25 protein-coding genes are annotated in these 24,244 nt (G+C 63.4%); 8 read left to right on the forward strand and 17 right to left on the reverse strand.

Annotation, left to right across the window (positions count from 1 at the left end; genetic code table 11):
* Positions 1-7: 7 nt before the first annotated feature.
* Together gltX and gltA are read left to right on the forward strand one after the other, a co-directional pair.
* Positions 8-1,432, forward strand: coding sequence for a glutamate--tRNA ligase (gene gltX / locus FJW06_RS07350; RefSeq protein ID WP_140750135.1), 1,425 nt, complete (start codon positions 8-10; stop codon positions 1,430-1,432).
* Between the two features lie 182 nt (positions 1,433-1,614).
* Positions 1,615-2,943: a citrate synthase gene (gene gltA, locus FJW06_RS07355; RefSeq protein ID WP_040994963.1), complete on the forward strand. Its 1,329-nt coding sequence runs from the start codon at positions 1,615-1,617 to the stop codon at positions 2,941-2,943.
* 81 nt (positions 2,944-3,024) lie between these two features.
* Here gltA and lpxB read toward each other — a convergent pair whose 3' ends face one another.
* The 13 genes from lpxB to FJW06_RS07420 all read right to left on the reverse strand — a co-directional run bounded on the left by lpxB (position 3,025) and on the right by FJW06_RS07420 (position 16,166).
* A complete protein-coding gene (gene lpxB, locus FJW06_RS07360) occupies positions 3,025-4,218 on the reverse strand; it encodes a lipid-A-disaccharide synthase (RefSeq protein ID WP_140750137.1) in 1,194 nt (397 codons plus the stop codon).
* Entirely contained in the window at positions 4,208-5,125 is a 918-nt protein-coding gene (gene lpxI / locus FJW06_RS07365) for a UDP-2,3-diacylglucosamine diphosphatase LpxI (RefSeq protein ID WP_140750638.1), read from the reverse strand. Before lpxI ends, lpxB begins: the two co-directional genes overlap by 11 nt.
* Entirely contained in the window at positions 5,112-5,951 is an 840-nt protein-coding gene (lpxA, locus tag FJW06_RS07370; protein ID WP_140750139.1) for an acyl-ACP--UDP-N-acetylglucosamine O-acyltransferase, read from the reverse strand. The genes lpxI and lpxA overlap by 14 nt, the downstream gene beginning before the upstream one ends.
* A gap of 15 nt (positions 5,952-5,966) precedes the next feature.
* Complete coding sequence (fabZ, locus tag FJW06_RS07375; RefSeq protein ID WP_040994967.1) at positions 5,967-6,428, reverse strand: 3-hydroxyacyl-ACP dehydratase FabZ; 462 nt, start codon at positions 6,426-6,428, stop codon at positions 5,967-5,969.
* Positions 6,421-7,476: a UDP-3-O-(3-hydroxymyristoyl)glucosamine N-acyltransferase gene (lpxD, locus tag FJW06_RS07380; RefSeq protein WP_140750141.1), complete on the reverse strand. Its 1,056-nt coding sequence runs from the start codon at positions 7,474-7,476 to the stop codon at positions 6,421-6,423. Before lpxD ends, fabZ begins: the two co-directional genes overlap by 8 nt.
* 78 nt (positions 7,477-7,554) lie before the next feature.
* Entirely contained in the window at positions 7,555-9,921 is a 2,367-nt protein-coding gene (gene bamA / locus FJW06_RS07385) for an outer membrane protein assembly factor BamA (protein WP_140750143.1), read from the reverse strand.
* Positions 9,922-10,138: 217 nt separating this feature from the next.
* Positions 10,139-11,281 carry an RIP metalloprotease RseP gene (gene rseP, locus FJW06_RS07390; protein WP_140750145.1) on the reverse strand — a complete coding sequence of 381 codons (1,143 nt, stop codon included), beginning with the start codon at positions 11,279-11,281 and terminating at the stop codon, positions 10,139-10,141.
* 104 nt (positions 11,282-11,385) lie between these two features.
* A complete protein-coding gene (locus tag FJW06_RS07395; RefSeq protein WP_140750147.1) occupies positions 11,386-12,201 on the reverse strand; it encodes a phosphatidate cytidylyltransferase in 816 nt (271 codons plus the stop codon).
* A gap of 12 nt (positions 12,202-12,213) precedes the next feature.
* Positions 12,214-12,933, reverse strand: coding sequence for an isoprenyl transferase (locus FJW06_RS07400; protein ID WP_140545922.1), 720 nt, complete (start codon positions 12,931-12,933; stop codon positions 12,214-12,216).
* A 29-nt stretch (positions 12,934-12,962) separates the two neighbouring features.
* A complete protein-coding gene (gene frr, locus FJW06_RS07405; RefSeq protein ID WP_082037291.1) occupies positions 12,963-13,517 on the reverse strand; it encodes a ribosome recycling factor in 555 nt (184 codons plus the stop codon).
* Between the two features lie 90 nt (positions 13,518-13,607).
* Positions 13,608-14,330: a UMP kinase gene (gene pyrH, locus FJW06_RS07410; protein WP_140750149.1), complete on the reverse strand. Its 723-nt coding sequence runs from the start codon at positions 14,328-14,330 to the stop codon at positions 13,608-13,610.
* 163 nt (positions 14,331-14,493) lie between these two features.
* On the reverse strand, positions 14,494-15,603 hold the full coding sequence (locus tag FJW06_RS07415) for an aldo/keto reductase (RefSeq protein WP_140750151.1): 1,110 nt from the start codon (positions 15,601-15,603) through the stop codon (positions 14,494-14,496).
* Between the two features lie 35 nt (positions 15,604-15,638).
* The gene (locus FJW06_RS07420; protein ID WP_140750153.1) at positions 15,639-16,166 is read right to left on the reverse strand and encodes a nuclear transport factor 2 family protein; all 528 of its coding nucleotides are present in this window, start codon (positions 16,164-16,166) and stop codon (positions 15,639-15,641) included.
* A 113-nt stretch (positions 16,167-16,279) separates the two neighbouring features.
* Here FJW06_RS07420 and FJW06_RS07425 point away from each other — a divergent pair, with 113 nt between their 5' ends.
* Positions 16,280-17,206, forward strand: a complete 927-nt coding sequence (locus FJW06_RS07425; RefSeq protein ID WP_140750155.1) for a LysR family transcriptional regulator — start codon at positions 16,280-16,282, stop codon at positions 17,204-17,206.
* Positions 17,207-17,259: 53 nt separating this feature from the next.
* Here FJW06_RS07425 and tsf read toward each other — a convergent pair whose 3' ends face one another.
* The 4 genes from tsf to FJW06_RS07445 all read right to left on the reverse strand — a co-directional run bounded on the left by tsf (position 17,260) and on the right by FJW06_RS07445 (position 20,476).
* Entirely contained in the window at positions 17,260-18,180 is a 921-nt protein-coding gene (gene tsf / locus FJW06_RS07430; protein WP_140750157.1) for a translation elongation factor Ts, read from the reverse strand.
* 121 nt (positions 18,181-18,301) lie between these two features.
* Positions 18,302-19,081 (reverse strand): 30S ribosomal protein S2, encoded by a 780-nt coding sequence (gene rpsB / locus FJW06_RS07435; protein ID WP_140750159.1) that lies wholly within the window; start codon positions 19,079-19,081, stop codon positions 18,302-18,304.
* 202 nt (positions 19,082-19,283) lie between these two features.
* Complete coding sequence (locus tag FJW06_RS07440; protein WP_040987257.1) at positions 19,284-19,562, reverse strand: DUF4031 domain-containing protein; 279 nt, start codon at positions 19,560-19,562, stop codon at positions 19,284-19,286.
* An 83-nt stretch (positions 19,563-19,645) separates the two neighbouring features.
* Positions 19,646-20,476: a cell envelope integrity EipB family protein gene (locus FJW06_RS07445; protein WP_140750161.1), complete on the reverse strand. Its 831-nt coding sequence runs from the start codon at positions 20,474-20,476 to the stop codon at positions 19,646-19,648.
* Positions 20,477-20,616: 140 nt separating this feature from the next.
* Between FJW06_RS07445 and FJW06_RS07450 the strand changes: the two genes are divergently transcribed.
* The 5 genes from FJW06_RS07450 (at position 20,617) to FJW06_RS07470 (ending at position 24,219) form a co-directional block, all read left to right on the forward strand.
* On the forward strand, positions 20,617-21,081 hold the full coding sequence (locus FJW06_RS07450; RefSeq protein WP_040994991.1) for a RidA family protein: 465 nt from the start codon (positions 20,617-20,619) through the stop codon (positions 21,079-21,081).
* Positions 21,082-21,089: 8 nt separating this feature from the next.
* On the forward strand, positions 21,090-21,818 hold the full coding sequence (locus tag FJW06_RS07455) for a glycerophosphodiester phosphodiesterase (RefSeq protein ID WP_140750640.1): 729 nt from the start codon (positions 21,090-21,092) through the stop codon (positions 21,816-21,818).
* A 167-nt stretch (positions 21,819-21,985) separates the two neighbouring features.
* Entirely contained in the window at positions 21,986-23,200 is a 1,215-nt protein-coding gene (locus FJW06_RS07460; protein WP_140750163.1) for a GNAT family N-acetyltransferase, read from the forward strand.
* 121 nt (positions 23,201-23,321) lie between these two features.
* Positions 23,322-23,726 carry a hypothetical protein gene (locus FJW06_RS07465; RefSeq protein WP_140750165.1) on the forward strand — a complete coding sequence of 135 codons (405 nt, stop codon included), beginning with the start codon at positions 23,322-23,324 and terminating at the stop codon, positions 23,724-23,726.
* Positions 23,727-23,790: 64 nt separating this feature from the next.
* Positions 23,791-24,219: an HIT domain-containing protein gene (locus tag FJW06_RS07470; RefSeq protein ID WP_140750167.1), complete on the forward strand. Its 429-nt coding sequence runs from the start codon at positions 23,791-23,793 to the stop codon at positions 24,217-24,219.
* Positions 24,220-24,244 lie beyond the last annotated feature (25 nt).

A 24,244-nucleotide genomic window follows, 5' to 3' on the forward strand; every position in this document is an offset into this window, starting at 1 on the left:
GAGTTCCATGCCCGACAAGGTCGTCACACGTTTTGCCCCCTCGCCCACAGGCTACCTACATATCGGCGGGGCGCGCACGGCGCTGTTCAACTGGCTTTACGCCAAGCACACCGGCGGCACGATGCTTTTGCGCATCGAGGACACCGATCGCGAGCGCTCCACCGAAGCCGCCACGGCCGCCATTCTCGACGGTTTGACCTGGCTTGGCCTTTCCTGGGATGGCGATGCCGTCTCGCAGTTCGAGCGCGCACCCCGCCATCGCGAGGTGGCCGAGGAGCTCGTGCGCATGGGCAAGGCCTATTACAGCTACGAGACGCCGGCGGAGCTGGAGGCGATGCGCGAGGCCGCCAGGGCCAAGGGCCTGCCGCCGCGTTACAACGGCCAGTGGCGCGACCGCGATCCGTCCGAGGCCCCGGCAGGCGTCAAGGGCGCCATCCGCATCAAGGCGCCGACCGAAGGCGAGACGGTCGTGCAGGACCGCGTGCAGGGCGAAGTGCGTTTTCCCAACAAGGATCTCGACGACTTCATCATCCTGCGTTCGGACGGCAACCCGACCTATATGCACGCCGTCGTCGTCGACGACCACGACATGGGCGTCACCCATATCATCCGCGGCGACGATCACCTGACCAACGCCGCGCGCCAGACCGTGATCTACAACGCCATGGGCTGGGACGTGCCGTCGATGTCGCACATCCCGCTGATCCACGGCGCCGACGGCGCCAAGCTGTCGAAGCGGCACGGCGCGCTCGGCGTCGAGGCCTATCGCGCCATGGGCTATCTGCCCGAGGCCTTGCTCAACTATCTGGCGCGACTTGGCTGGAGCCATGGCGACGACGAGGTGATGTCGATCAAGGACATGATCGCCTGGTTCGATATCGGCGACGTCAACAAGGGCGCGGCCCGCTTCGACTTCGCCAAGCTCGAGGCGCTGAACGGCGTCCACATGCGCAAGATGGACGATCGCTCGCTGTTCGACATCTTCGTCGCCACTCTGCCTTATCTCGAGGGGGGGCCGGCGCTTGCCGCGAAGCTCGATGACAAGCGCAGGGCGCAGTTGCTCGCCGCCATGCCCGGCCTCAAGGAGCGGGCCAAGACCCTGGTCGAGCTGGTCGACGGCGCAGGTTTCCTGTTTGCCGAGCGGCCCTTGCCGCTCGACGAGAAGGCGGCGGGCTTGCTCAGCGCGGATGCGCGCGCGATTCTGCGCGGCGCGCATGGGGCATTGTCTTCCATCCATGGCGACTGGAGCGCCGCTTCGGCAGAGGCCGCGATCCGCGAGTTCGCGCAGGCAGGCGGACACAAGCTCGGCGCCGTGGCCCAGCCGCTCAGAGCCGCGCTGACGGGCCGCAGCACCTCGCCCGGCGTGTTCGACGTGCTGGCCGTTCTGGGCCGCCAGGAAAGCCTGGCGAGGATTGACGATCAAATCGATTAGGAGCGAACTGGCCCAAGAAGATTGGCATTGAAAGGTGTGTTTCGCAGTGCAACATTAGGCCTTGGCCCAATCTGGCACGCACCTCCTAAAATGCGGTGGCGAGTTCGCGCATTCCGGTGATTTCGACGTGTCGTTTGCAGGAATTGCCTTGCCGGCATGAGGAAACATAAAGGAGTTTGGGAATGAGCGAAGCTGCGACAAAACTGGAACCTGGCGGCAAGGCGCACGAATCGACCGCCAGGCTCGAACTCGCCGGCAAGACGCATGAATTCAAGGTGCGAAGCGGGTCGACCGGGCCTGACGTCATTGACATCGGCGCGCTCTACAGCACGACCGGCGCCTTCACCTACGATCCCGGCTTCACGTCAACGGCAAGCTGCGAGTCGGCAATCACTTTCATCGACGGCGATGCCGGCATCCTGCTGCATCGCGGCTATCCGATCGACCAGCTTGCCGAACATGGCGACTTCCTCGAGGTCTGCTATCTGCTGCTCTACGGTGAACTGCCGACCAAGGCGCAGAAGGAGGATTTCGACTATCGCGTGACGCGCCACACCATGGTGCACGAGCAGATGTCGCGCTTCTTCACCGGCTTCCGCCGCGACGCGCACCCGATGGCCGTGATGTGCGGCGTGGTTGGCGCGCTGTCGGCCTTCTATCACGACTCGACCGACATCTCGGACCCGTATCAGCGCATGGTCGCCTCGATGCGCCTGATCGCCAAGATGCCGACGATCGCGGCGATGGCCTATAAATACCATATCGGCCAGCCCTTCATTTATCCGAAGAACGACCTCGGCTTCGCAGCCAACTTCCTGCACATGTGCTTTGCCGTGCCGTGCGAGGAATACAAGATCAATCCGGTGCTGGCGCGCGCGATGGAGCGCATCTTCATCCTCCACGCAGACCACGAGCAGAACGCCTCGACCTCGACGGTTCGCCTCGCCGGCTCTTCCGGCGCCAATCCCTTCGCCTGCATCGCCGCCGGCATCGCTTGTCTGTGGGGTCCGGCGCATGGCGGCGCCAACGAAGCGGCGCTGAACATGCTGGGCGAGATCGGCCATGTCGATCACATTCCGGAGTTCATTGCCCGCGCGAAGGACAAGAACGACCCGTTCCGTCTGATGGGCTTCGGCCATCGCGTCTACAAGAACTACGATCCGCGCGCCAAGATCATGCAGAAGACCGCGCATGAGGTGCTGGGCGAGCTCGGCATCAAGGACGATCCGCTGCTCGACATCGCGATGGAGCTCGAAAAGATCGCGCTGACCGACGAATATTTCATCGCCAAGAAGCTCTATCCGAATGTCGATTTCTATTCCGGCATCACGCTGAAGGCGCTGGGTTTCCCCACCACCATGTTCACCGTGCTGTTCGCGGTCGCGCGAACCGTCGGTTGGATCGCCCAGTGGAAGGAAATGATCGAGGATCCGCACCAGAAGATCGGCCGCCCGCGCCAGCTCTATACCGGCGCCACGGAACGCGATTACGTGCCGATTGCGAAGAGATAGGGAATGGTGAGTAGGCAGTAGAACGAGAGCTCCTACTGCCTACTGCCTACTGCCTACTGCCTACTGCCTACTGCCTACTGCCTACTGCCTACTGCCTACTGCTACTGCCTTCCTGATACATCCCATCACCACTTCCGCGGCGATCTCGCCCGAGGGCCGCTCGGTCGCCATACGCCGGGCGATCTCGGCAAAGCCTGCCTTTTGCCAGGCGCGCATGCCGGTGTCGGCGAACAGGGCTTCCAACTGCCGGGCGAGATTTTCCGGACGGACATACTGGTCATAAAATTCTGGAACCAGCGTGCGGTCGGAGATGAGGTTGGGCAACAGCGCCGACCATGTCGTCACCATATGCTGCAGAAGCTGGCGCGCGATCGGGTCGAGCTTGTAGCAGGACACCATCGGAACGCCGGCAAGCGCGAGCTCGAGCGACACTGTTCCAGACGCGATCAACGCCGCATCGGCCTTGCCGAAGGCCTGCCATTTGCGCTCCGGCTCGGTGATGATTTCCGGCTTGTCGTCCCAGCTAGAGATCGATGCCTTCACCAGCTCGGCGACATGCGGCACCGTCGGTAGGAGCAGGCGCAGATTATGGCCGCGTTGGCGCAGCGCCGACATCGCCTTGCCGAAGGGTTCCATCAGCCGGCGCACCTCGCCGCGGCGCGAGCCGGGCAGCACCAGCACCGTCTTGACCCGATCGTCGGCGAGATCGCGCGGCTGGCTCTGCGTCTTGGCGGCGCCGAGCACGCCCGGGTCCTGCGTCAGCCGGTGACCGACATAAGTGCCCGGCGGCCCGCCGAGGCGGGCAAGCGCCTTCACCTCGAAAGGCAGGATGCAGAGGATATGGTCGACATAGGGCTTCATCGCCACCGCCCTGCCCGGCCGCCAAGCCCATACACTCGGGCAGACATAGTGGACGGTCGGGATGGCCGGTGCTGCCGCGCGGACCTTCTTCGCGACGCGCAGTGAAAAGTCCGGGCTGTCGATGGTGACGAGGCAATCGGGCCGCTCGGCCGCGATCGTCGCCGCCGTCTGGCTGATCCGGCGCATCAGCCGCGGCAGGTCGCGCAGCACCGCGCTGAAGCCCATCAGCGCGATCTCGCTGCCGTCGAAAAGCGGCGTGAGCCCCAGCTGCTGCAGATGCCGCCCGCCAATGCCCACAATTTGCACCTTGCGGCCGGTGGTACGCTCGAGCGCGCGCACGATGTCGGCGCCGAGCAGATCGCCGGATTCCTCGCCGGCGACGATCGCCAGCTTGAGCGGCTTGTCAGCGACCATTAGCCGGCTCCCCATCAGCCAATTCCGTCGCGGGCAGGCCGACGATGAACAACCCAAGCGCGTTGGCGCGCGCCAGCGTTTCCGGGCCTTCCAGAATAAGCGAGCGGCCGGCTTCCAGCGCAATGCCGGCCAGTCCGGCGGCATATGCGGCCTCGACCGTCTGCGGGCCGATGGAGGGCAGGTCCGCACGCAATTCCTGGCCGGGCTTGGCGCATTTGACAAGGACGCCGCGCGTCTTGCCGGCAAGCCTGCCGTGGCCGCGCAATTCCCTTGTCCGCTCGAGCAAAGCGGCGGTGCCCTCCACCCCCTCGAGCGCTATCGCCCGCCCGCCGATCGCGATCGCCGCCTGCCCGATGTCCAGCGCGCCGATGGCCTTGGCCGCCGCGCGGCCGGCCTCGATGTCGCGCCAGTCCGATTGCTTTGGCGCTGTGACCGTCAGCGTGCCTTTGCCGGCGGCGAGTTCCGGCACGACCTCGTGCGCGCCGACGACCGCAATGCCGCGCTTCTCCAATCCACGGGTGATGACTTTCAAAAGCCCATCGTCGCCGCGCGCCAGCGCCGAGATCACGGAAGGGATTATCGCCAGCAGGCCAAGGGTCGGACGGATCCTGGCCAGCCGTGGCCTGCGCCTGATCTCGCCGGCCAGAACCAGATGGCTGATATTCCGGCGTTTCAGCAACGGGACCAGGGAACCGACGTCTTCCAGCGCAAGCGTCGCCTGCTCGTACCCTGCAAAATCCGCCTCGCGGTCGACCTCGCCTTCGGCCATGATGATGAAAGCCGAATATCCCTGCCGCGCAAGGCCCTCCGCCACTTCGACCGGCAGGCTGCCGCCACCGGCGATGATGCCGACCTTGGAGCCGGGCGTGAGTACGAGCCGTGTCTCGGCGGCCTCAGCCCTCGTCATCGCCATCATTGTCGTCGCCGTCACCCTTCGGCGGCGGCATGGCATAGTGCCGCTTGCCGCCGCTGGCGATGAAGTCGATCATCTTCATGGCGGCGGGAGACGAAGAGGCGAATTCCGCCCTGGCGAGCTCGATATTCTCGGCGACGCCGCGGGAACGGTCGAAAATCGACCGATAAACCTTGCGCAGCAGGTAGATTTCCGAGCGCGGCATGCCGGAGCGCTTGAGCCCGATAATGTTGAGGCCGCGCAAATTGGCGCGATTGCCGGCGGCGATCGCGTAGGGAATGATATCGCCGACGACCGCCGAGCAACCGCCGATAAAGGCATTGTCGCCAACACGCACGAACTGGTGAACGGCCGTCAGTCCGCCGATATAGACGTTGTCGCCGACCTCGCAGTGGCCGCCGAGCGTCGCGCCATTGGCGAAGGTGGCATTCTTGCCGACGACGCAGTCATGGGCGATGTGGGCATAGGCGAGGAAATTGCCGTTGTCGCCGACACTCGTCTCGCCACGGCTGGAATCGGTGCCGACATGCATCGTGACGCCTTCGCGGATGGTGCAGTTCTCGCCGATGACGAGCGTGGTGCGCCCGCCCTTGTGCTTGGTGTTCTGCGGCGGCGCGCCGAGCGTCGCCATCGGATAGACCCTCGTCCCTGCCCCGATGGTGGTGGCGCCTATCACCGACACATGGCTGACCAGTTCGACGCGGTCGGAGAGAATTGCATCGGCGCCGACATGGCAGAAGGGTCCGACGCGGACGCCTTTGCCGAGCCGGGCTCCTTCTTCGACGACCGAGGAAGGATGAATGGATGTCTCGACTTTCATGAGCATTTCAAATCGTCAGCCGGTAACCATCATGGCCGAAACTTCGGCTTCGGCCGCCTTCGCGCCATCGACCATCGCCTCGCAGGCGAACTTCAGCAGATTGCCGCGTTTCTTGATCTTCTTGACATGGATCCTGAGCTGATCGCCCGGAACCACCGGTTTGCGGAACTTCGCATTGTCGATGGTCATGAAATAAACCAGCGACGGCTTTTCCGTATTGAGGCTGCGAATGCAGATCGCGCCCGCGGTCTGCGCCATGGCCTCGATGATGAGCACGCCGGGCATGACCGGCTGCTGGGGAAAATGGCCTTGAAAATGCGGCTCGTTGATGGTCACGTTCTTGATGCCGACGGCGGAGTCGTCGCCGTCGATCTCGACGATACGGTCGATCAGCAGGAACGGATAGCGGTGCGGCAGGAGCTTCATGAGCCCCATGATGTCGACCGCCTCGAGTGTCGTTGCCACCATGTCAGCCATTTCCGTCGCCTTGCTTGCGGGTCCTGGCCATCTTGCGCAGCATCGCTATCTCGCGCATCGCTTCCGCCATGGGCTGCGCCGGATAACCTCCCCAGACCTCGCCTGCCGGCACGTTGTTCATGAATCCACTTCTCGCAGCAAGCTTGGCCCCCGGCCCGATGGTCAGATGATCGGCGAGGCCGACACCGCCACCCATGGTGACGTTGTCGCCGACGACGACGGAACCGGAAATACCCGAAAGCCCGGCTATAATGCAATTGCGGCCGATGCGAACATTGTGGGCGATCTGCACCAGATTGTCGATCTTGGTGCCTTGGCCGATGATGGTGTCGGACATCGCGCCGCGGTCGACGGTCGAATTGGAGCCGATCTCGACATCGTCCTGGATGATGACGCGGCCGATCTGTGGCACGCGCTCAGGTCCCTTGGCGCCGCCGACGAAGCCGAAACCGTCCTGGCCGATCCGGGCGCCGCCATGGATGATGACGCGATTGCCGACGAGCGCATATTGAATGCTGGCGCCGGGGCCGATGAAGCCGTCGCGGCCGATCTGGCAGGAACGGCCGACAACGGCGTGGGGCGCAACGACCGTGCCGCTGCCGATGGATGCGCCGGGTCCGATCACGGCACCGGCCTCCACGATCGCCCCGTCCTCGATATGCGCGGATGGATCGACGAACGCATGCGCAGAGATGCCGGTTTCTCCGGTCATTGGCCCCGGTGTCGCGGCCTGCGGAAACAACAGGCGCCCGACCATCGCAAAAGCCTGTTGCGGACGTGGATGCATGAGCACGGCGATGCCCGGCGGCGCCTTGCTGGCAAAATCGGCGGGGCACAGAACCGCGGCCGCCCTGAGCGACGGCATAAGCGCGAAATTGCGCTTGCCGTCGACAAAGACGAGCGCGCCGTTGCCACCCTCATTTGCTGGAGCCAGCGCCTCGATGGCAATTTCGGCCTGAGCGGAATCGAACAGGCTGGCGCCGGTCAGATTCGCGACCTCGCCAGCCGTATACCGGCGTGAAGGCGCGAAGAACACCGGATCGGTCATTCCAGAAGCAATATCCAGCTGGGTCGGATCAGTCCACTCCGGGCCGTCAACCGGCCCGGAACGATCGCAACCACGAAATCAGAAGCGGGTCGCGATACCGAAGTTGAATTCCTGAACGTTGTCGGTCGACTCTTTCTTGACCGGAATCGCATAGTCGATGCGGATTGGGCCGAACGGCGAAGCCCACATCAGGCCAACCCCGACCGAGGCGCGCAGCTTCATGCCGGCCGAATCCGGATTGACGCCGACAAGATTGTTGCCATAGAGCGTCGCCGCATCCGCAAAGACGGCGCCACGCAGACCGAAGCTCTCCGGAATGACCGGCAGCGGGAACTGGGCTTCCGCGGAGGCATTGAAATAAGTCGTGCCGCCAAGGTGATCGCCGCTGTTGTCATTAGCCACCGGACCAATGCCGCCATACTCAAAGCCGCGGATCATGCGATCATTGCTCTGGAAAAGATCGAAGATACGCAGATCGCCATTGCCGTAGCCAGCAATGTAGCCCGCGCCGCCGGAAACCAGACCGACGATATCGAGCTGCTCGGACAGAGTCTGATAGACGCTTGCGCGTCCCGTAACCTTGACCCACTTGGCGTCGCCGCCCAAACCGGCAAACTCGGTCGTACCGGTGATATAAAGACCCTCATGCGGGTTCTTCATATCGTCGATCGTGTTGTAGACCAGACCGAGGCTGACCGACGACTTGAGCCAAGGGCTTTCCGCAACACCATCCCGAATAGCCTGGGAGATCGTGCACTTGCCTGGATCGTAGGCTCCATTGGCATCCACACAATTGTCCGAGAGAGAATACTTCTCTTGCGAGATGTTATACGCCAGCTGCGTCGAAATGTTGTCGGTAATCGGCAGGCCGAACCGAACAGTCGCACCGGTGGTATCCGTATCGTAGTGATCATATTCGCGGGTCGACTTGTAGATGTCGAAGCCAGCCGCGATACGCCGGCCGAGGAAGTAAGGCTCGGTGAAGGAAAGTGCGAAGTCGCGCGAATGCTTGCCGCCGCCGGCCGACAGCTTGATGTACTGGCCGCGGCCGAGGAAGTTGCGCTCCGTGATCGAACCCTCGATCGACGGTCCGGGCGTGTCGCCGCCGGTCGAATAGCCGGCGCCGACCGAGAATTCGCCGGTCGACTTTTCGACCACGGTGACCACCAGCACGACCTGGTCAGGGGCCGAGCCCGGAACGGTCGAAATTTCCACGGACTGGAAGTAATCAAGGTTCTCCAGCCGCTTTTTCGCGCGCTGGATGAGAACCTGGTTGAAGGCATCGCCCTCGCTGACATCGAATTCGCGACGGATGACATAGTCGCGCGTACGGTCGTTGCCGCGGATTTCGATGCGCTCGATATAGGCCTTGGTGCCCTGGTCGATGGTGTAGACGACCGAGATGGTGTGATTCTCGAAATTGCGGTCGCCGCGCGGCGTCACCTGGGCGAAGGCATAGCCCGAGCCCGCGACCTTCTCGGTCAAGGCGACGATCGAATCCTCGACGTCCTTGGCGTTGTAGACGTCGCCCTTATGGGTTTCGACGACCGATTCCAGCGACTTCGAATCGACTTCGGGAATGGTGCTTTCCACGCTGACGTCGCCGAACGTGTAGCGATCGCCTTCCTGCACGGTGATGGTGACCGTGTATTTGTTGGTCGTATCGTCAAGCTCGCCGACTGCGGAGACGACCTGGAAGTCGGCATAGCCGTGATTGTAGTAGAAGCGGCGCAGCAGCTCCTGGTCGGCGCGCAGCTTGTCCTCGTCATAGACGTCGTCGCGCAGCACGAAGGACAGCCAGGACGAGCGCTTGGTGTTGATGACGTCCGACAGGCGGCGGCTGGAATAAGCGTGATTGCCGACGAAATTGATCGCCGCGATCTGAGTGCGGCCGCCTTCAGTGATATTGAAGACCACGTTCACCCGGTTGTCGCCGAGATCCATGATTTGCGTCGTCACCGCAGCGTCGTCGCGGCCGATGCGCTTGTAGGCCGCCTTGACCGCCTCGACATCGGCGTCAAGCGCCTGCTGCGAGAAGGTCGCGCGCGGCTTCAGCTGAATAGCAGCCTGGAGCGCGTTGTCCTTCAGCTTCTTGTTGCCCTGGAACAGGACCTGGTTGACGACCTTGTATTCGGAAACCTTGACGACCAGGCTCGAACCGACCTGGTTGATCTGTACGTCCGAGAACAGCCCGGTGCCGAACAGCGCCTTGACGGCGTCGTCGATATCGGAGCTGGAGAAAGGCTTGCCCGGCTTGATCGAGATGTAATTGCGGATGGTCTCGGCGTCGACGCGCTGGTTGCCGCTGACCTCGACCCGCGAAATCACCGCAGCCTCGGCCACAGATGTGGCGGCCAACTGCACTGCGAGCGCGCCTGGCACGACCAGAGCGGCGGACAAAGCCGCCGCGGAAGCGGCGCTCAGAAACTTGGATGCTGCCTTCATCGGGCTTTGTACCTTTTTCTCGTAGTCCCCACGGCGAGAAAACCGGACGTGCGGTATTTTCCCTTACCGTATTAACCGGATTTTCCCTACACGCAAGGCTCCCGGTTAATTTGTATTTACTTAACCGTACCGCGTGGCTTTCGCGTCACGCATATCCCCACGCATGGTAAACGGCATCTCAATATGACAGGCGCTGAAGCCAAATTTCTTCATGATTTCAGCACCCAAACAGATCGTTCCAAAACACGAAGCCCATGAAGCCGAGCACCAGGAACAGCCCGGTCCGGTAGGCCATCTCCATCGTTCGCTCCGAAACGGGCCGCCTTATGACGGCCTCCACGCCGTAGAACAACAGGTGGCCGCCGTCGAGGGGGGGAATCGGCAGGAGATTGAGAAATCCTATTCCGACTGACAGAAATGCAACAAGCTGCACCAGCCACTCGAAGCCGAGCTTGGCTGCCTGGCCCGACATCTTCGCGATCTTGATCGGCCCCCCCAGCTGGCATTTGTCCTCGCGCCCAAGCGCAAAGCGCTGCAGGAACTGGCCGGTGCGCTCGATCACGTGCCCGGTTTCCTCAACCGCGGCCACCACCGCGCCGACCGGCGTATAAGAGATCAGGCGCGGCTGCCCGAGCTCGGCGTTGTTGACGACGCCGATCACCGCGACCTTGACCTTGTTACCCAGGGCATCCTGCTGCTCCATGGGCTCCGGGGTCGCCGTAACGTCGATTTCCTTGCCGTCGCGCAGCATGGTGAAGGTGATGGCATCGCCTGCCCTGCCCGAAACCAGCCGCTGCACGTCGGCGAAGGTCTCCACCTTGCTGCCGTCGACTTTGACGAATCGGTCGCCTGGCTGGATTCCGGCTTTTTGCGCCGGGCTGCCGGCGGTGACTTCGGCCACCGTCGGCTCCAGGACCGGACGGCCATAGAGGGAAAAAAGCACCGCAAACACGGCGATCGTCAGCAGGAAATTGAACAGTGGCCCCGCGACGACGGTGGCGGCGCGCTTCCAGATCGGTTGCGTATGGAAAGCGACCTCGCGCTCGGCTTCCGTCAGCGTTTCGAGCTCTTCCGTGCTCGGCTGGCTCGACGTCGCATTCATGTCGCCGACGAATTTGACGTAGCCGCCAAGCGGAATGGCGCAAAGCTTCCAGCGCGTGCCGCGGCGGTCGTAAAACCCGAAGATCTCAGGGCCGAAGCCGATGGAAAAGGCCTTAACGCCGATCCCGCACCAGCGGCCGATCAGATAGTGGCCCATCTCGTGGACGAACACGACCACGGTCAGCACGAACAGGAACGGCACGAGCGTGCCAAGGACGAAGCCCTGTGTGCTGAACACCGTGTGAAAGATGTCGTTCAAGTCATGCCCTCAAATTCGCCCGCACGCGACATTCCACCCCGACTGTGGCATCAATCCGGGCGAATCCGCGGCTCTCGCCACTTTTCGCCTTACTGCTGCGTCGTTCAGTTCGGAAACAGCCCCAATGCCGGATGCTCGGCGCCCGCCGCGATCCAGCCCATGACGTACAGTGCCAATGCTGCCGCGACAAGCCCGTCCACCCTGTCCATGACACCGCCATGGCCGGGAATGAGATTGCTCGAATCCTTGGCGCCGTGCCGCCGCTTGACCCATGATTCGAACAGGTCGCCGATCTGCGAAACGACCGAGAGGACCAGCGCGACAAGGCCAAGCTGGACGAGATTGCCGGCGCCGGCGGCGATTGCGAGCAAAACTCCGGCGATAACGCCGCCGGCCGCGCCGCCCAGCGCGCCGCTCTGCGTCTTGCCGGGCGAAATCGACGGCGCGAGCTTCGGGCCGCCGACGGCTCGACCGACGAAATAGGCCGCTATGTCCGTCGCCCAGACCACGGCGAACAGGAAGAGAATCGCAATCAGCCCGGAATGATTGTCGTCACGGAGATAGGCGAGCGAAAAGCCGGATAGTGCCGCATAGGCCACCCCGGAGGCTTCCCACTGCGCAGCCCCCCGGATCCGGGCGGCAATGGCCGCGACCGCCACAAGCATCGCGACCAGCAAAAGCAGCCACAAGGCCGGCAGGCCGGCGATCAGCGCGACGATGAAGATCAGAATCAGCGCTTCAGTCAGGAAGCCGAGCGCCGCGCCGTTGCCGGCGCGCGCCATGCGCGTCCATTCGTAAAAGATCAGCGCCGCTATTCCCGCGCCAAACAGCCGGAACGGCAATCCGCCGAGCCAGGTGAGCGAAAGCGTCAGAGCCGCCATCACGATTGCCGAGATGACGCGCTGTTGGAGGTTGCTCATGCGTGGCGGCGCCTAAAGCGCAACATCGCGGGCGGCGAGCCCGCCAAAGCGTCGTTCACGGCCGGCAAAGTCGCGCAACGCGTCGGCCAGATGCTCGCGGCTGAAGTCCGGCCAATAGCAAGGCAGGAAGACAAGCTCGCTATAGGCGGCCTGCCAGAGAAGGAAGTTCGACAGCCTGAGCTCGCCGCTGGTCCGGATCACCAGTTCGGGATCGGGAATGCCCTTTGTGTCGAGCGACGCAGCGAAGCTTTCCGCCGTGATCGCCTCGCTCGCCATGTCGCCGCGCGCGACGGCTTCCGCCAGCTTGCGGGCGGTGCGCACGATCTCGTCTCGGCCGCCATAGTTGAAGGCGATCACCAGCGTCAGCGCCTCGTTGCCGGCAGTCAGCGATTCGGCCTCCTGCAGCAGGCCCCTGATGTCCGGCTGCAGCCCCTCCTTGTCGCCGATCACCCTCACCCGCACCCCGTTCTGGTGCAGCTCGGCGAGATCGCGGCGGATGAACAGCTTCAAGAGACCCATGAGGTCGCTGACCTCGGATTTCGGCCGCGACCAGTTCTCCGAGGAGAAAGCGTAGACGGTCAGATAGGAGATGCCGAGCTCGGGCGCCGCACGAACGGTCTTGCGCAGGGCCTCGACGCCAGCGCGGTGCCCGGCAAGCCGCGGCAGGCCGCGCGCCTTGGCCCAGCGTCCGTTTCCATCCATGATGATCGCGACATGCGCGGGCGTTGCCATAGTCTCGCTTTCGAGCCGGGAACCCGACCCTAAACCTGCATGATTTCAGCTTCCTTATCGGAAAGCAGGTGATCGATGGTGCTGATCATCTCGTCGGTCAGCTTCTGGACCTGGTCGGACCGCTTGCGCTGGTCGTCCTCGCTGATGGTGCCGTCCTTCTCAGCCTTCTTGAGGAAATCCATGCCGTCGCGGCGGACATGGCGCACCGCGACGCGCGCGTTCTCGGCGTAGCCATGCGAGATCTTGACCAATTCCTTGCGGCGCTGCTCGTTGAGTTCGGGCAGCGGAATCCTCAGCGTGGTGCCGTCGACGATCGGGTTGAAGCCGAGATTGGCCTCGCGGATAGCGCGGTCGACCGCGCTGACCATCGACTTGTCCCAGACCGACACCGAAATCATGCGCGGCTCCGGCACCGAGACATTGGCGACCTGGTTGATGGGCATCGCCGTGCCGTAGGCCTGCACCTGAACGGCGTCGAGCAGGTTGCTGGAGGCCCGGCCGGTGCGCAGCGAAGCCAGGTCATGCTTGAATGCGGCGATCGCTCCGTCCATGCGTCGCTTCAGGTCTTCGTACTCGCCACTCATGATCATCTCCTCGACCCGTTCGCCGGGTTCACTGCTTCTATCGTTATTCGGTCGGCGGTTCCGTGATCGTTTGACGGATCCCGGCGCCTGCTACTTGTCGGTGACGACCGTGCATTGGCCGCCGCCCCTCAGAATATCGCCGAAACCACCTTTTTCGTGGATCGAATAGACGATTATCGGAATGTTGTTTTCGCGCGCAAGTGCAATCGCTGCCGTATCCATGATCGCAAGCCCGCGTTTGATGACTTCGGCGTGGCTGATGCGGTCGAAGCGGACAGCGCTCGGGTCCTTCTTGGGATCGGCCGAATAGACCCCGTCGACCTGCGTGCCCTTGAACAGCGCATCGGCGCCGATCTCGGCGGCACGCAGGGCCGCTGCCGAATCGGTGGTGAAGAACGGGTTGCCGGTGCCGCCGGCAAAGATGACCACCTTGCCCTGGTTCATATAGGCGGTCGCCTGGCGCTGCGAAAAACTTTCGCAAAGTTCCGGCATGGCGATCGCCGAAAGCACGACGGCGTCCACGCCGATCTTGTTGAGCGAAGTGCGCAGCGCCAGCGAGTTGATGACCGTGGCGAGCATGCCCATGTGATCGCCGGTGACGCGGTCGCCGCCCTTGGAGGCGACCGCGACGCCGCGGAAAATATTGCCGCCGCCGATGACGACGCCCACTTCCACGCCCAACGCGCGTGCCTCGGCGATGTCCGCGGCGATGCGGTCGACCACGGAGACATCGATGCCGAAATGCTGCTCGCCCATCAACGCTTCGCCGGACGCTTTCAGCACGACACGTCGATAGAGGGGTTTCACCGTCATCTCATTCCTCGAAATCTCGGCGCGGCAAATTTGGAGGCAAACCGCCCCCGCTTCATCCGGCGATGCTGTCATGACGGGTTGACCCGATACACGAAGGGCGCGGCGATGTCACGCCGCGCCCTCGTGCAAAATTCCAGGCTTTTTCGGTCGGTAGCCGCCTTGATCAGCTGCTTGAGATGCTGACCGCCTCGCCTTCGATGATGACCGCAGGCGAATAACCGGCCGGCTTGTCGCCGGTCACCACGCCCCCGGTCACCCGGACCTGGATCTCGGGCCCGAAATAGGAATGTGGGAACGGCGCCGGCGCGGCGCTGACCTTTTCCAGCCGCGCGCGAAGCTCTGCGGGTATCGAAAAATCGAGCGCGCCGAGATTATCCTCGAGCTGGTTGAGCTTCGTCGCCCCGAGGATGACGGACGCGACGCCGGGCTGCGTCGCCACCCAGGCGAGCGCGACCTGCGCCATGCTGCGGCCAAGCTCGGCCGCCACCTTTTCGAGCTCCGCCACGATCGTCCAGTTGCGGTCGCTGAACTTCCGGAAGCCGGGATGCGTGGTGTTGCGGAAGCCGTCGAGCCTTCCGGCATTCCCGGCTTGCGTCGGCCTGTATTTGCCGCTGAGCAGGCCGCTGGCCAATGGGCTCCACACCATGATGCCGGCGCCATGACGGGCGGCGAAAGGCACATATTCATGTTCGATGGCGCGCTCGGCGAGCGAATATTCGAGCTGCAGCGCCGAGACTGGCTCATAGCCGCGCAGTTCGGCGATCGCCTGTGCGCGACCGGCATACCAGGCCGGCACGTCGGAAAGGCCGATATGGCGCACCTTGCCGGCGCGAACGAGGTCATCAAGCGTGCGCAGCACCTCCTCGGCCGGGGTGATCCGGTCCCAGACATGCAACAGGTAGAGGTCGATATAATCGGTGCCGAGCCGCTTCAGCGAGGCGTCCACCGCCCGCATGATGTTCTTGCGGCCATTGCCGCCGGCATTGGGATTGCCGGCCTCGGAATTCATGGTGAATTTGGTGGCGATCACCGCCTTGTCGCGCAGGCCGCGCTCGGCGACGAACTCGCCGAGCCAGGTCTCGGCTGTGCCGCCGGTATAGAGGTCGGCCGTGTCGAAGAAGTTTCCGCCGGCTTCCACATAAGCATCGAACATAGCGCGCGCGGTCTCACGGTCCGCGCCCCAGCCCCATTCGGTGCCGAAGGTCATGGTGCCGAGCGCCAGCCGGCTGACGCGCAGCCCGCTGTTGCCAAGCGTGTAATAGGTCATGGTCATGGTGGTCTTCCGATTCTGAACTGATTTGCTGCCGGTCACTGGCCGGGGGTCGCCTTGACCCAGGGATTGCCGCGCTCATGCGTCATGCGGAAGGTGAAGCCGTCGACCTTCCAGCCGGCAACCGAGCGCGTCAGATGGTGCTCATAGGTGCCCCAGACTTCCCAGAGCGGGTCGCCATTGCCTTCCATCCGGTTCCAGGCATAGCCGTTGGAATGGACGGTCGCGGCATCGGCCTCGAGCACGACCTGATGGTTGGTGCGCAGATGCAGGCTGGTCTTGCTGCCCTTGAGATTGCCCGCCCAGGCGCCGATCAGCTCGTCGGAAGCGATGTTGGCCGCGGGTTGCCCGGACAGGCTGCTGAAATCGGCGGTGACGCGGTCGGCGAAATAGCTGCGGGCAAGCGCCCAGTCCTGCGCATCCACGGCGCGGTCGATGGCGTCGGCGATGCGGATCACCGCGCGCTCATCGGCAAGCGCCTGCCAGCCGGCCGGTTCTGCGCCACCCGCATCCACCGGCGCCAGCGCCATGCCTGCGGCAAAAGTTACATGTCTCAACGCGGTCATTTGTCTCTCCTCGAGCATCAGCCCATCGCCGATGTGGCGACGACAATATGAGCTGGCCCTGGCACATCGATAAGATTGCATTGTTCGCAAAGACTGTGCGATATCATTCATGAATGGATCGCGATCTGCTTACACATTTGCCGGTCATTGTCGCCGTGGCGCGGCGCGGCGGCTTCGCGCTTGCCGCTGCTGAGCTCGGCATGAGCCCGTCTGCCGTCAGCCATGCGGTAAGGCTGGTGGAAGAGCGCATCGGCCAGCCGCTCTTTGCGCGCACGACGCGCAGCGTCTCGCTGACGGAAGCCGGCAAGGCGCTGGTGGAGACGGCGGCCCCAGCCCTCCAGGACATCGCCGAGCGGATGGACCGCATCCGCGGCGTGAAGGGAAGACCGGCCGGCCTGCTCAGGATCAACGCCTCCAACATAGCGATCCCCCTGGCGGTGACACCGGTGGTCGCGGCGATGGCCGAACGCTATCCCGATGTGACGGTCGAGATCGTTGCCGACCAGGGATTGATTGATATCGTCGGCGAAGGTTTTGACGCCGGCATCCGGCTGGGCGAGATGATCGCGCAGGACATGGTCGCCGTCAGGATGACGCCGCCGTTCAAAGCCGTGATCGTCGCCTCTCCCGCCTATGTCGGAAAGCACGGCCGTCCGCGCGACGTGGCCGATCTCGCCAATCACAACTGCATCGGCTACCGGCTGGTTCGGTCAGGCGCGCTCTACCGCTGGGACCTGAACGACAACGGCAAGGATGTCGTCGTCGAAACGCGCGGCACGGCTATCGTCACGGATTCGCTTGGCGCCATCGACCTGGCGCTCGCCGGCATCGGGCTCGCCTACGTCTTCGAGCCGCTGGTGCGCGCCGACCTTGCCGCCAGCCGCCTCATCCAGATCCTGCCGCAGACGGCGATCGAGGAACCCGGCCTCTTCCTTTATTTCCCGCGCCGCGCGTCGATGGCGCCGAAGCTCAGGGCCTTTATCGACACCGCACAAGAAATCGGCCGGGCATCCATGCGGACACCCGGCCGAGTTGCCTGAGCTCGTGAGCTCTTCACCTTAAGGGAAACGCCGAGCGCTCCCCCGGATCAGAGCTATTTCTTGACCGCGGCCGCGACTTCCGCGGCGAAATCGGTCGTTTCCTTCTCGATGCCCTCGCCCAGCGCGTAACGCAGATAGGCGGTGATCTTCGCCGGGGCGCCGATCTCCTTCTCCGCATCCTTCAGCGCCTTCTCGACGGTGATGTCGGGATTGAGCACGAAGGCCTGCTTCAAAAGCACCACCTCTTCATAGAACTTGCGCAGGCGGCCCTCGACCATCTTCTCGATGATGGCTTCCGGCTTGCCCGACTGGCGCGCCTGGTCGGAGAAGATCGCCTTCTCGCGCTCGACGAGCGTCGGGTCGACTTCCTCGGCGGTCAGCGCGACCGGGTTGCTGGCGGCGACATGCATCGCCACCTGGCGGGCAAAGGCGTTGGCCGCATGCTCGTTGCCGGTGGTCTCGATCGCCACCAGCACGCCGAGCTTGCCGAGGCCATCGGCAACGGCATTGTGGACATAGGTCGCCACCACGCCATGCGGCACGGTGAGCTTGGCCGAACGGCGGAAGCCCATGTTCTCGCCGATGGTGCCGACCGCGTCCTTGATGGTCTCGGTGACCGACTTGTCGGAGCCCGGATACTTCGCGGCGGCGACCGCCTCGGTCGTGCCGTAGGCGAGCGCAACCTTGGCGACGTTGGCGACGATCTCCTGGAAGGCCGCGTTGCGGGCGACGAAGTCGGTCTCGGAATTGACCTCGACGATTGCCGCTTCACGCACGCCGGCGTCGACGCCGATCAGGCCCTCGGCGGCGGTGCGCCCGGCCTTCTTGTCGGCCTTGGAGATACCCTTCTTGCGCAGCCAGTCGACGGCCGCTTCCATGTCGCCGTTGGTCTCGTTCAACGCCGCCTTGCAGTCCATCATGCCCGCGCCGGTCAAGTCGCGGAGTTCTTTGACCTGTGCAGCCGAAATCGTCATTGTCGCCTCTTTGTTCAAATGCGCCGACGCACCAACCGGGACTCGGATGATGCGCTCGGCAAAAGCGCTTTAGCGCGCCAACTTATTGGAAAGATGAAGGCCGGGATTCCGGCCTTCCTTATCAAGCTTCCGGAGCTTCGGCAGCCGGAGCGTCGAGCGCCGGCTCGACCGGAGCCTCGGCCGAAGCGCCGATGTCGACGCCGAGCGCGCCCTGCTGGCGGGCGATGCCGTCGATGGCCGCCTTGGCGATCAGGTCGCAATAGAGCTGGATGGCGCGGGCCGCGTCGTCATTGCCGGGGATCGGGAAGTCGATCTTGTCCGGGTCGCAGTTCGAATCGATGATGGCCACGACCGGAATACCGAGGCGCTTGGCCTCGAGGATGGCGATCGCTTCCTTGTTGGTATCGATGACGAACATCAGGTCCGGCGTCGAGCCCATGTCCTTGATGCCGCCGAGAGCCTTGTTGAGCTTCTCGCGCTCGCGGTCGAGGTTCAGGCGCTCCTTCTTGGTGAGGCCCTGGGCCTCGCCGGCCAGCGTCTCGTCGAGCTTGCGCAGGCGCTGGATCGAGTTCGAGATCGTCTTCCAGTTGGTGAGCATGCCGCCCAGCCAGCGCGAGTTGACATAATACTGGGCCGAACGCTGCGCGGCGTCGGCGACGATGTCGGAGGCCTGGCGCTTGGTACCGACGAACAGCACGCGGCCGCCCTTGGCGACGGTGTCGGACACCTGCTTCAGCGCCTGGTGCAGCAGCGGCACAGTCTGCGACAGGTCGATGATGTGGATGTTGTTGCGGGCGCCATAGATGTAGGGCGCCATCTTCGGGTTCCAGCGATGGGTCTGGTGGCCGAAGTGAACACCAGCTTCCAAAAGCTGGCGCATGCTGAAATCTGGCAGAGCCATTCTTTAGTTCCTTTCCGGTTGGCCTCCACGGACACAGGCATTTCGGACGGGATGTCCTGATGCCACCGGAGGTTTCAGCCGGATTTCTCCCGGGCAGACACCAAAGTCCGTGTGTGGAATGAGCGCGCATATAGAGGGGAAGTCCGTCAAACGCAAGCCGGGTGCCGGAAAACGCCCAGACCTACGGCGATCCGCCCAATTCTCAGCGTTTTACCTTGCCGTTCGGCACTCTGACGCGACGAAAGATCGCAACGATCTCCTCGCGGCTGCATTCGATCGCGCCAAGCCGGACGGCGCGGTCGCGCTCGAAGCCGGTGATATCGTAATGCGGCGCCGAGGTCTTGGGCGGTCCCTGATAGGAGGAAAGCTTGAGGCCGAGCTCGGTGGCGAAACGATGCAGCTCATCCGTGTCGTCGGCAAGGAGGTGGCACCAACGGTGGCCGGCCCATTTCCAGATCGCCGCATCGACATAGACCGCCATCAGGCCCGCCGCATTCCGTGATCCCGACACATGGCGAGTTGGAGCAAAGCGTGCAAGCCTGATCGCCTGCCGTCGGGAGGCTGCTATTTCGAAGCCGGGCAAGGCTTGGTCTGGTCGAACAGCGACAGGTTCACCAGCTTACCGGTCATCGAGAAGTCGCCATAGTCCATGACGAGGTCGCGGGTGATGCCGTTCTCGTGCAGCTTGAAGCTGATCCGGTATTCCGGCACTTCCTCGCCGCTTTTGTCCGTATCGTCGAAATAGGCGATGTCGACGGGCCAGTATTTGTCGGAGGCGAGCTTGGCCAGCGCCGGCGCTTCCGGATCAGTCTTGCCGGCCTCGGTCTTCTTCCCGACGATGACGGTGGTGGTCATCACCTTGTTGGCATCCTCGGAGCCGTCGAACAGGTTGGTCTGGTAGAAATTCTCGCCCTTCTCGGCCTTGCCGATCAGCTCGACCAGATGCTGGGTCGGAAACTGCGTGGCCGCGAGCTCGAGGCTGCTCTTCTCCGGCTTGTCGATATCGACCTTGAGGCCCTTGGCCTCCCTGGTGGCCGTGCCTCTGACCTCCTTGTCGAGGTTCTGGTCGACAAAGGATTTCGTCACGAAGGAAAAAGTCTTGCCCTCGGCGTCCTCGAAAGTCGTCGTCTGCTGGTCGGTCAGCCTAGTGTTGTCGTTGGTGACGATCTGGGTGACGAAGCGGAACTTGACCGTATAGCCTTCACAGGCGGAGCCGTTGAACTCGTAGACCATGCGGCCGGTGATGCCGGTTATCCCCGAACGGTCGGAGGCCTTGTTGAGCGTCAGATCGTAGACGGCGCGATGCGCCTGCAGCGCGGGCACCGCAAAGGCCGGCGCCATTGGGAACGCGGCCGAAAGACAGGCGGCGGCGATAAAAAGGCGCGTTGCGCGCATGCGTTGCTCCGATCGTCACGGCCGGGGGGGCAGGCCGCAGGGAAAGATAGTCCAGCTTAAAAAAAGTCGTGGCGGAAGCGAGGCAAAAATAGCAATTTCGGCCCGGCCAACGCGGCGTCTTCCAGCAATAGGGAAAACCAATGAGCGAAACAATCGAAAAGCGGCTAAGCGATCTTGGCGTCACCATCCCGGCCGCCGCCGCGCCCGCCGCGAATTACGTGCCCTACTGCCGGACCGGCAACACGCTGTTCACCGCCGGCCAGCTGCCGCTGAAGGACGGCAAGCTGCAGGCAAGCGGATTGCTCGGCCGCGACATCGATACCGCCGCAGGCAAGGAAGGCGCGAAATTCTGCGCCATCAACATCTTGGCGCAGGCCAAGGCAGCGCTTGGCGATCTCGAAAAAATCCGCCGGCTGGTCAAGATCACGGTCTTCGTCGCCTCAGCGCCGGACTTCGTCGAGCAGCATCTGGTTGCCAACGGCGCCTCCGACTTCCTGGTCGCAGCCCTCGGCGAACGCGGCAAGCATGCCCGCTCCGCCGTCGGCACCGCCTCGCTGCCGCTCAACGCCGCGGTCGAGATCGAAGCGATCTTCGAAGTCGAGTGATGCCCAACATGACCGATCTCTCCTGGCTGATTGCTCGCCCTGTCGCGCATCGCGGCTTCCACGACATGAACAAGACCCGCTGGGAGAATACGCTGTTGGCCTTCGCCGCGGCGGCCGAGCGCGGCTACGCGATCGAATGCGACGTGCATATCTCGTCAGACGGCGTCCCGGTCATCATCCATGACGGCGACCTGAAACGCCTCACCGGCCAGGACGGATTCGTCTGGCAGCGCACCGCGGCCGAGCTGGCGACGCTCAGGATCGGCGGCACCAAGGACCATGTGCCGACGCTTGAGGAAGCGCTCGACCTGATCGATGGCCGCGTGCCGCTGGTGGTCGAGCTGAAAGGTGTTCCCGGCCACGACGCGGGGCTGGTGGCAAGCGTCGGCCGACTGCTCAAGCGCTACAAGGGCAAGGTGGCGATCATGTCGTTCGACCACTGGCTGATCCGCGACTTCGCCAAGGACGCGCCTGGCATCCCCGGCGGGTTGACCGCCTACGGCAGGGACAACCAGTTGATCGAAGCGCATTTCGCCATGCTCGCGCACGACCTCGCCTTCACCTCCTACGCCGCCGGCGACCTGCCGAACCCCTTCGTCAGCTTCGTGCGCGAAAAGCTGAAAATGCCCGTCATCACCTGGACCGTGCATGACCAGCCGGCTGTCGACCTCACCTTCAAATATGCCGACCAGATGACCTTCGAGGGCTTCGAACCCGATCTGGTCAAGGTCGCCTAGAGCCGGATGATTTCAGGTCAAACGACCTGAAATCATCCGGCCCTAAACAATCTAAAGAGAGAGCATAATGTCGTCCGAAAAACCGTTTCACACTTTTCGGCATCATGCTCTGAGGCGGTGCCTGAAACGTGACTTGTAGCAGCCTTGAGGACGCTTAAATAAGCCGCATGGATCAAGGCGACAACGACGATGGACGGGCAGCGAACGCGGATTATGCGATCCGCGTCGCTGCGGGCATCGGCGCCTTCACCTGCGAGGAATGGGACGGCTTTGCCGGAACCACGCGCAGCGATAAAGAAAACGGCTACAACCCGCTTGTTTCATTCGCTTTTCTAAGCGCCTTGGAGGACTCCGGCTGCGCTGTCCGGCGCACCGGCTGGCAGGGCCATCACCTGCGGCTGGAAACCGCGCAAGGCAGGCTTCTCGGCGCCGTCCCTTGCTATCTCAAGTCGCACAGCCAGGGCGAATATGTCTTCGACCATGGCTGGTCCGACGCCTTCGAGCGGGCCGGTGGCCGCTATTATCCCAAGCTGCAATGCTCGGTGCCGTTCACGCCGGTCACCGGCCCTCGCCTGCTGGTCAGCAAAGGCGAGGACGCGGGCGCCGTGAAGGCCGGATTGGCGGAGGGCCTGAAGCTCGTGACCGACAAGCTCGGCGTCTCTTCCGCGCATGTCACCTTCGCCACCGAGCCCGATGTCGCGACGCTGGAAGCGGCCGGTTTTCTTCACCGCACCGACCAGCAGTTCCATTTCTTCAATGACGGCTTTTCGACCTATGACGACTTCCTCGCCACGCTCGCCTCGCGCAAGCGCAAGGCAATGAAGAAGGAGCGTCGCGAGGCGCTGGTCGACGGCATCTCGATCGACTGGCTGACCGGCAAGGACATCACCGAACGCGCCTGGGACGATTTCTTTGCTTTCTACATGGATACCGGCGGCAGGAAATGGGGCCGGCCCTATCTCAATCGCCAGTTCTTCTCGCTGATCGGCGAACGCATGGCCGACGACATTCTTCTGGTGATGGCCAGGCGCAACGGCCGCTACATCGCCGGCGCCATCAACTTCATCGGTTCCGACGCGCTCTATGGACGCAACTGGGGTTGCATCGAGGACCACCCCTTCCTGCATTTCGAGGTCTGCTACCATCAGGCAATCGATTTCGCCATCGAACGCAAGCTCAAGGTGGTGGAGGCAGGCGCGCAGGGCGAGCACAAGCTGGCGCGCGGCTACCGGCCGGTGACCATGCATTCGGCGCACTACATCTCGCATCCCGGCCTGCGCAACGCCGTCGCCGACTATCTCAGGCGCGAGCGGCGCGAGGTCGAGCGCATGGGCGAATATCTCGAAGAGCACACGCCCTTCCGCAAGGACCTGGAGGAATAGCCGGTCTGGCGGTCAGTGCGGCTTTCTGGCAGCGACCGGAACAAGGAACGAGAAGCAGGCGACCAGAAAGAGCACGGCGCCGGCGAGCGCCAGCAGATCGCCCGCGCGCCATGCGGCGGCGATGAAAAACAGCGCCGAGACAATGAACAGCAGCCAGCCTGCGACGACCCAAAACCGCGCTGAACGGCCGGCCGGCCATCATCGTGCGTTACGGCATCACCAGCCCTCATTCACGGCCGCCCTCACCGGCCTGCCGCCTTCCGACAGGGCCTTGCACAAAACCTTCTACGCGATCGAGATAAGTAAACGGCGCGTTGCCCGGCGATTTGGCGGCTCCTGCCATGTTCCACGCGGCCTTCCTGTCGACGTTGACCATGTCGGCCGCGCGTCTGCCGTTCGATCCGGTATTCGCGACCAGGGCGGCCCTTCTGGCGGACTGTGCCGCGCCTATTTCGCGAGCGAGTCTGTGCGCAAGAAACGCTTCCACCGGGCTCTTGTCGAAGCGGGCATGGTCGATCTCGCCTGAACGCCTTGCCGCCTACCGGCGGCTTCGCTACACCGGGTAGCGAATGCAATTGGGAGTGTCCCCCATGGCCGAAGCCTATGATCCCGGCAACATCTTCGCCAAGATCCTGCGCGGCGAGATCCCCTCGCACCGCGTCTACGAGGACGACGCGGTCGTCGCCTTCATGGATGTGATGCCGCAAGGCACGGGCCACACGCTGGTGGTGCCCAAGGCGCCGTCGCGCAACATGCTCGACGGCAATCCGGCAACGTTCGGACCGTTGTTCGGCGTCGTGCAGAAAGTTGCGGTCGCGGTGAAAAAAGCTTTCAACGCGGACGGCGTCACCATCATGCAGTTCAACGAGCCGGCTTCCGGGCAAACCGTCTACCACCTCCATGTCCATGTCATCCCGCGCTTCGAAGGCGTGCCCTTGAAGCCGCATTCCGGCCAGATGGAGAAGCCGGAGGTGCTGGCCGAGAACGCCGACAAGATCCGCGCGGCGCTGGGAAGCTGACCAGACCTCGACTCTGTTCCTGCGC

It is taken from the genome of Mesorhizobium sp. B4-1-3 (genome assembly GCF_006439355.1).
Lineage (GTDB): Bacteria > Pseudomonadota > Alphaproteobacteria > Rhizobiales > Rhizobiaceae > Mesorhizobium.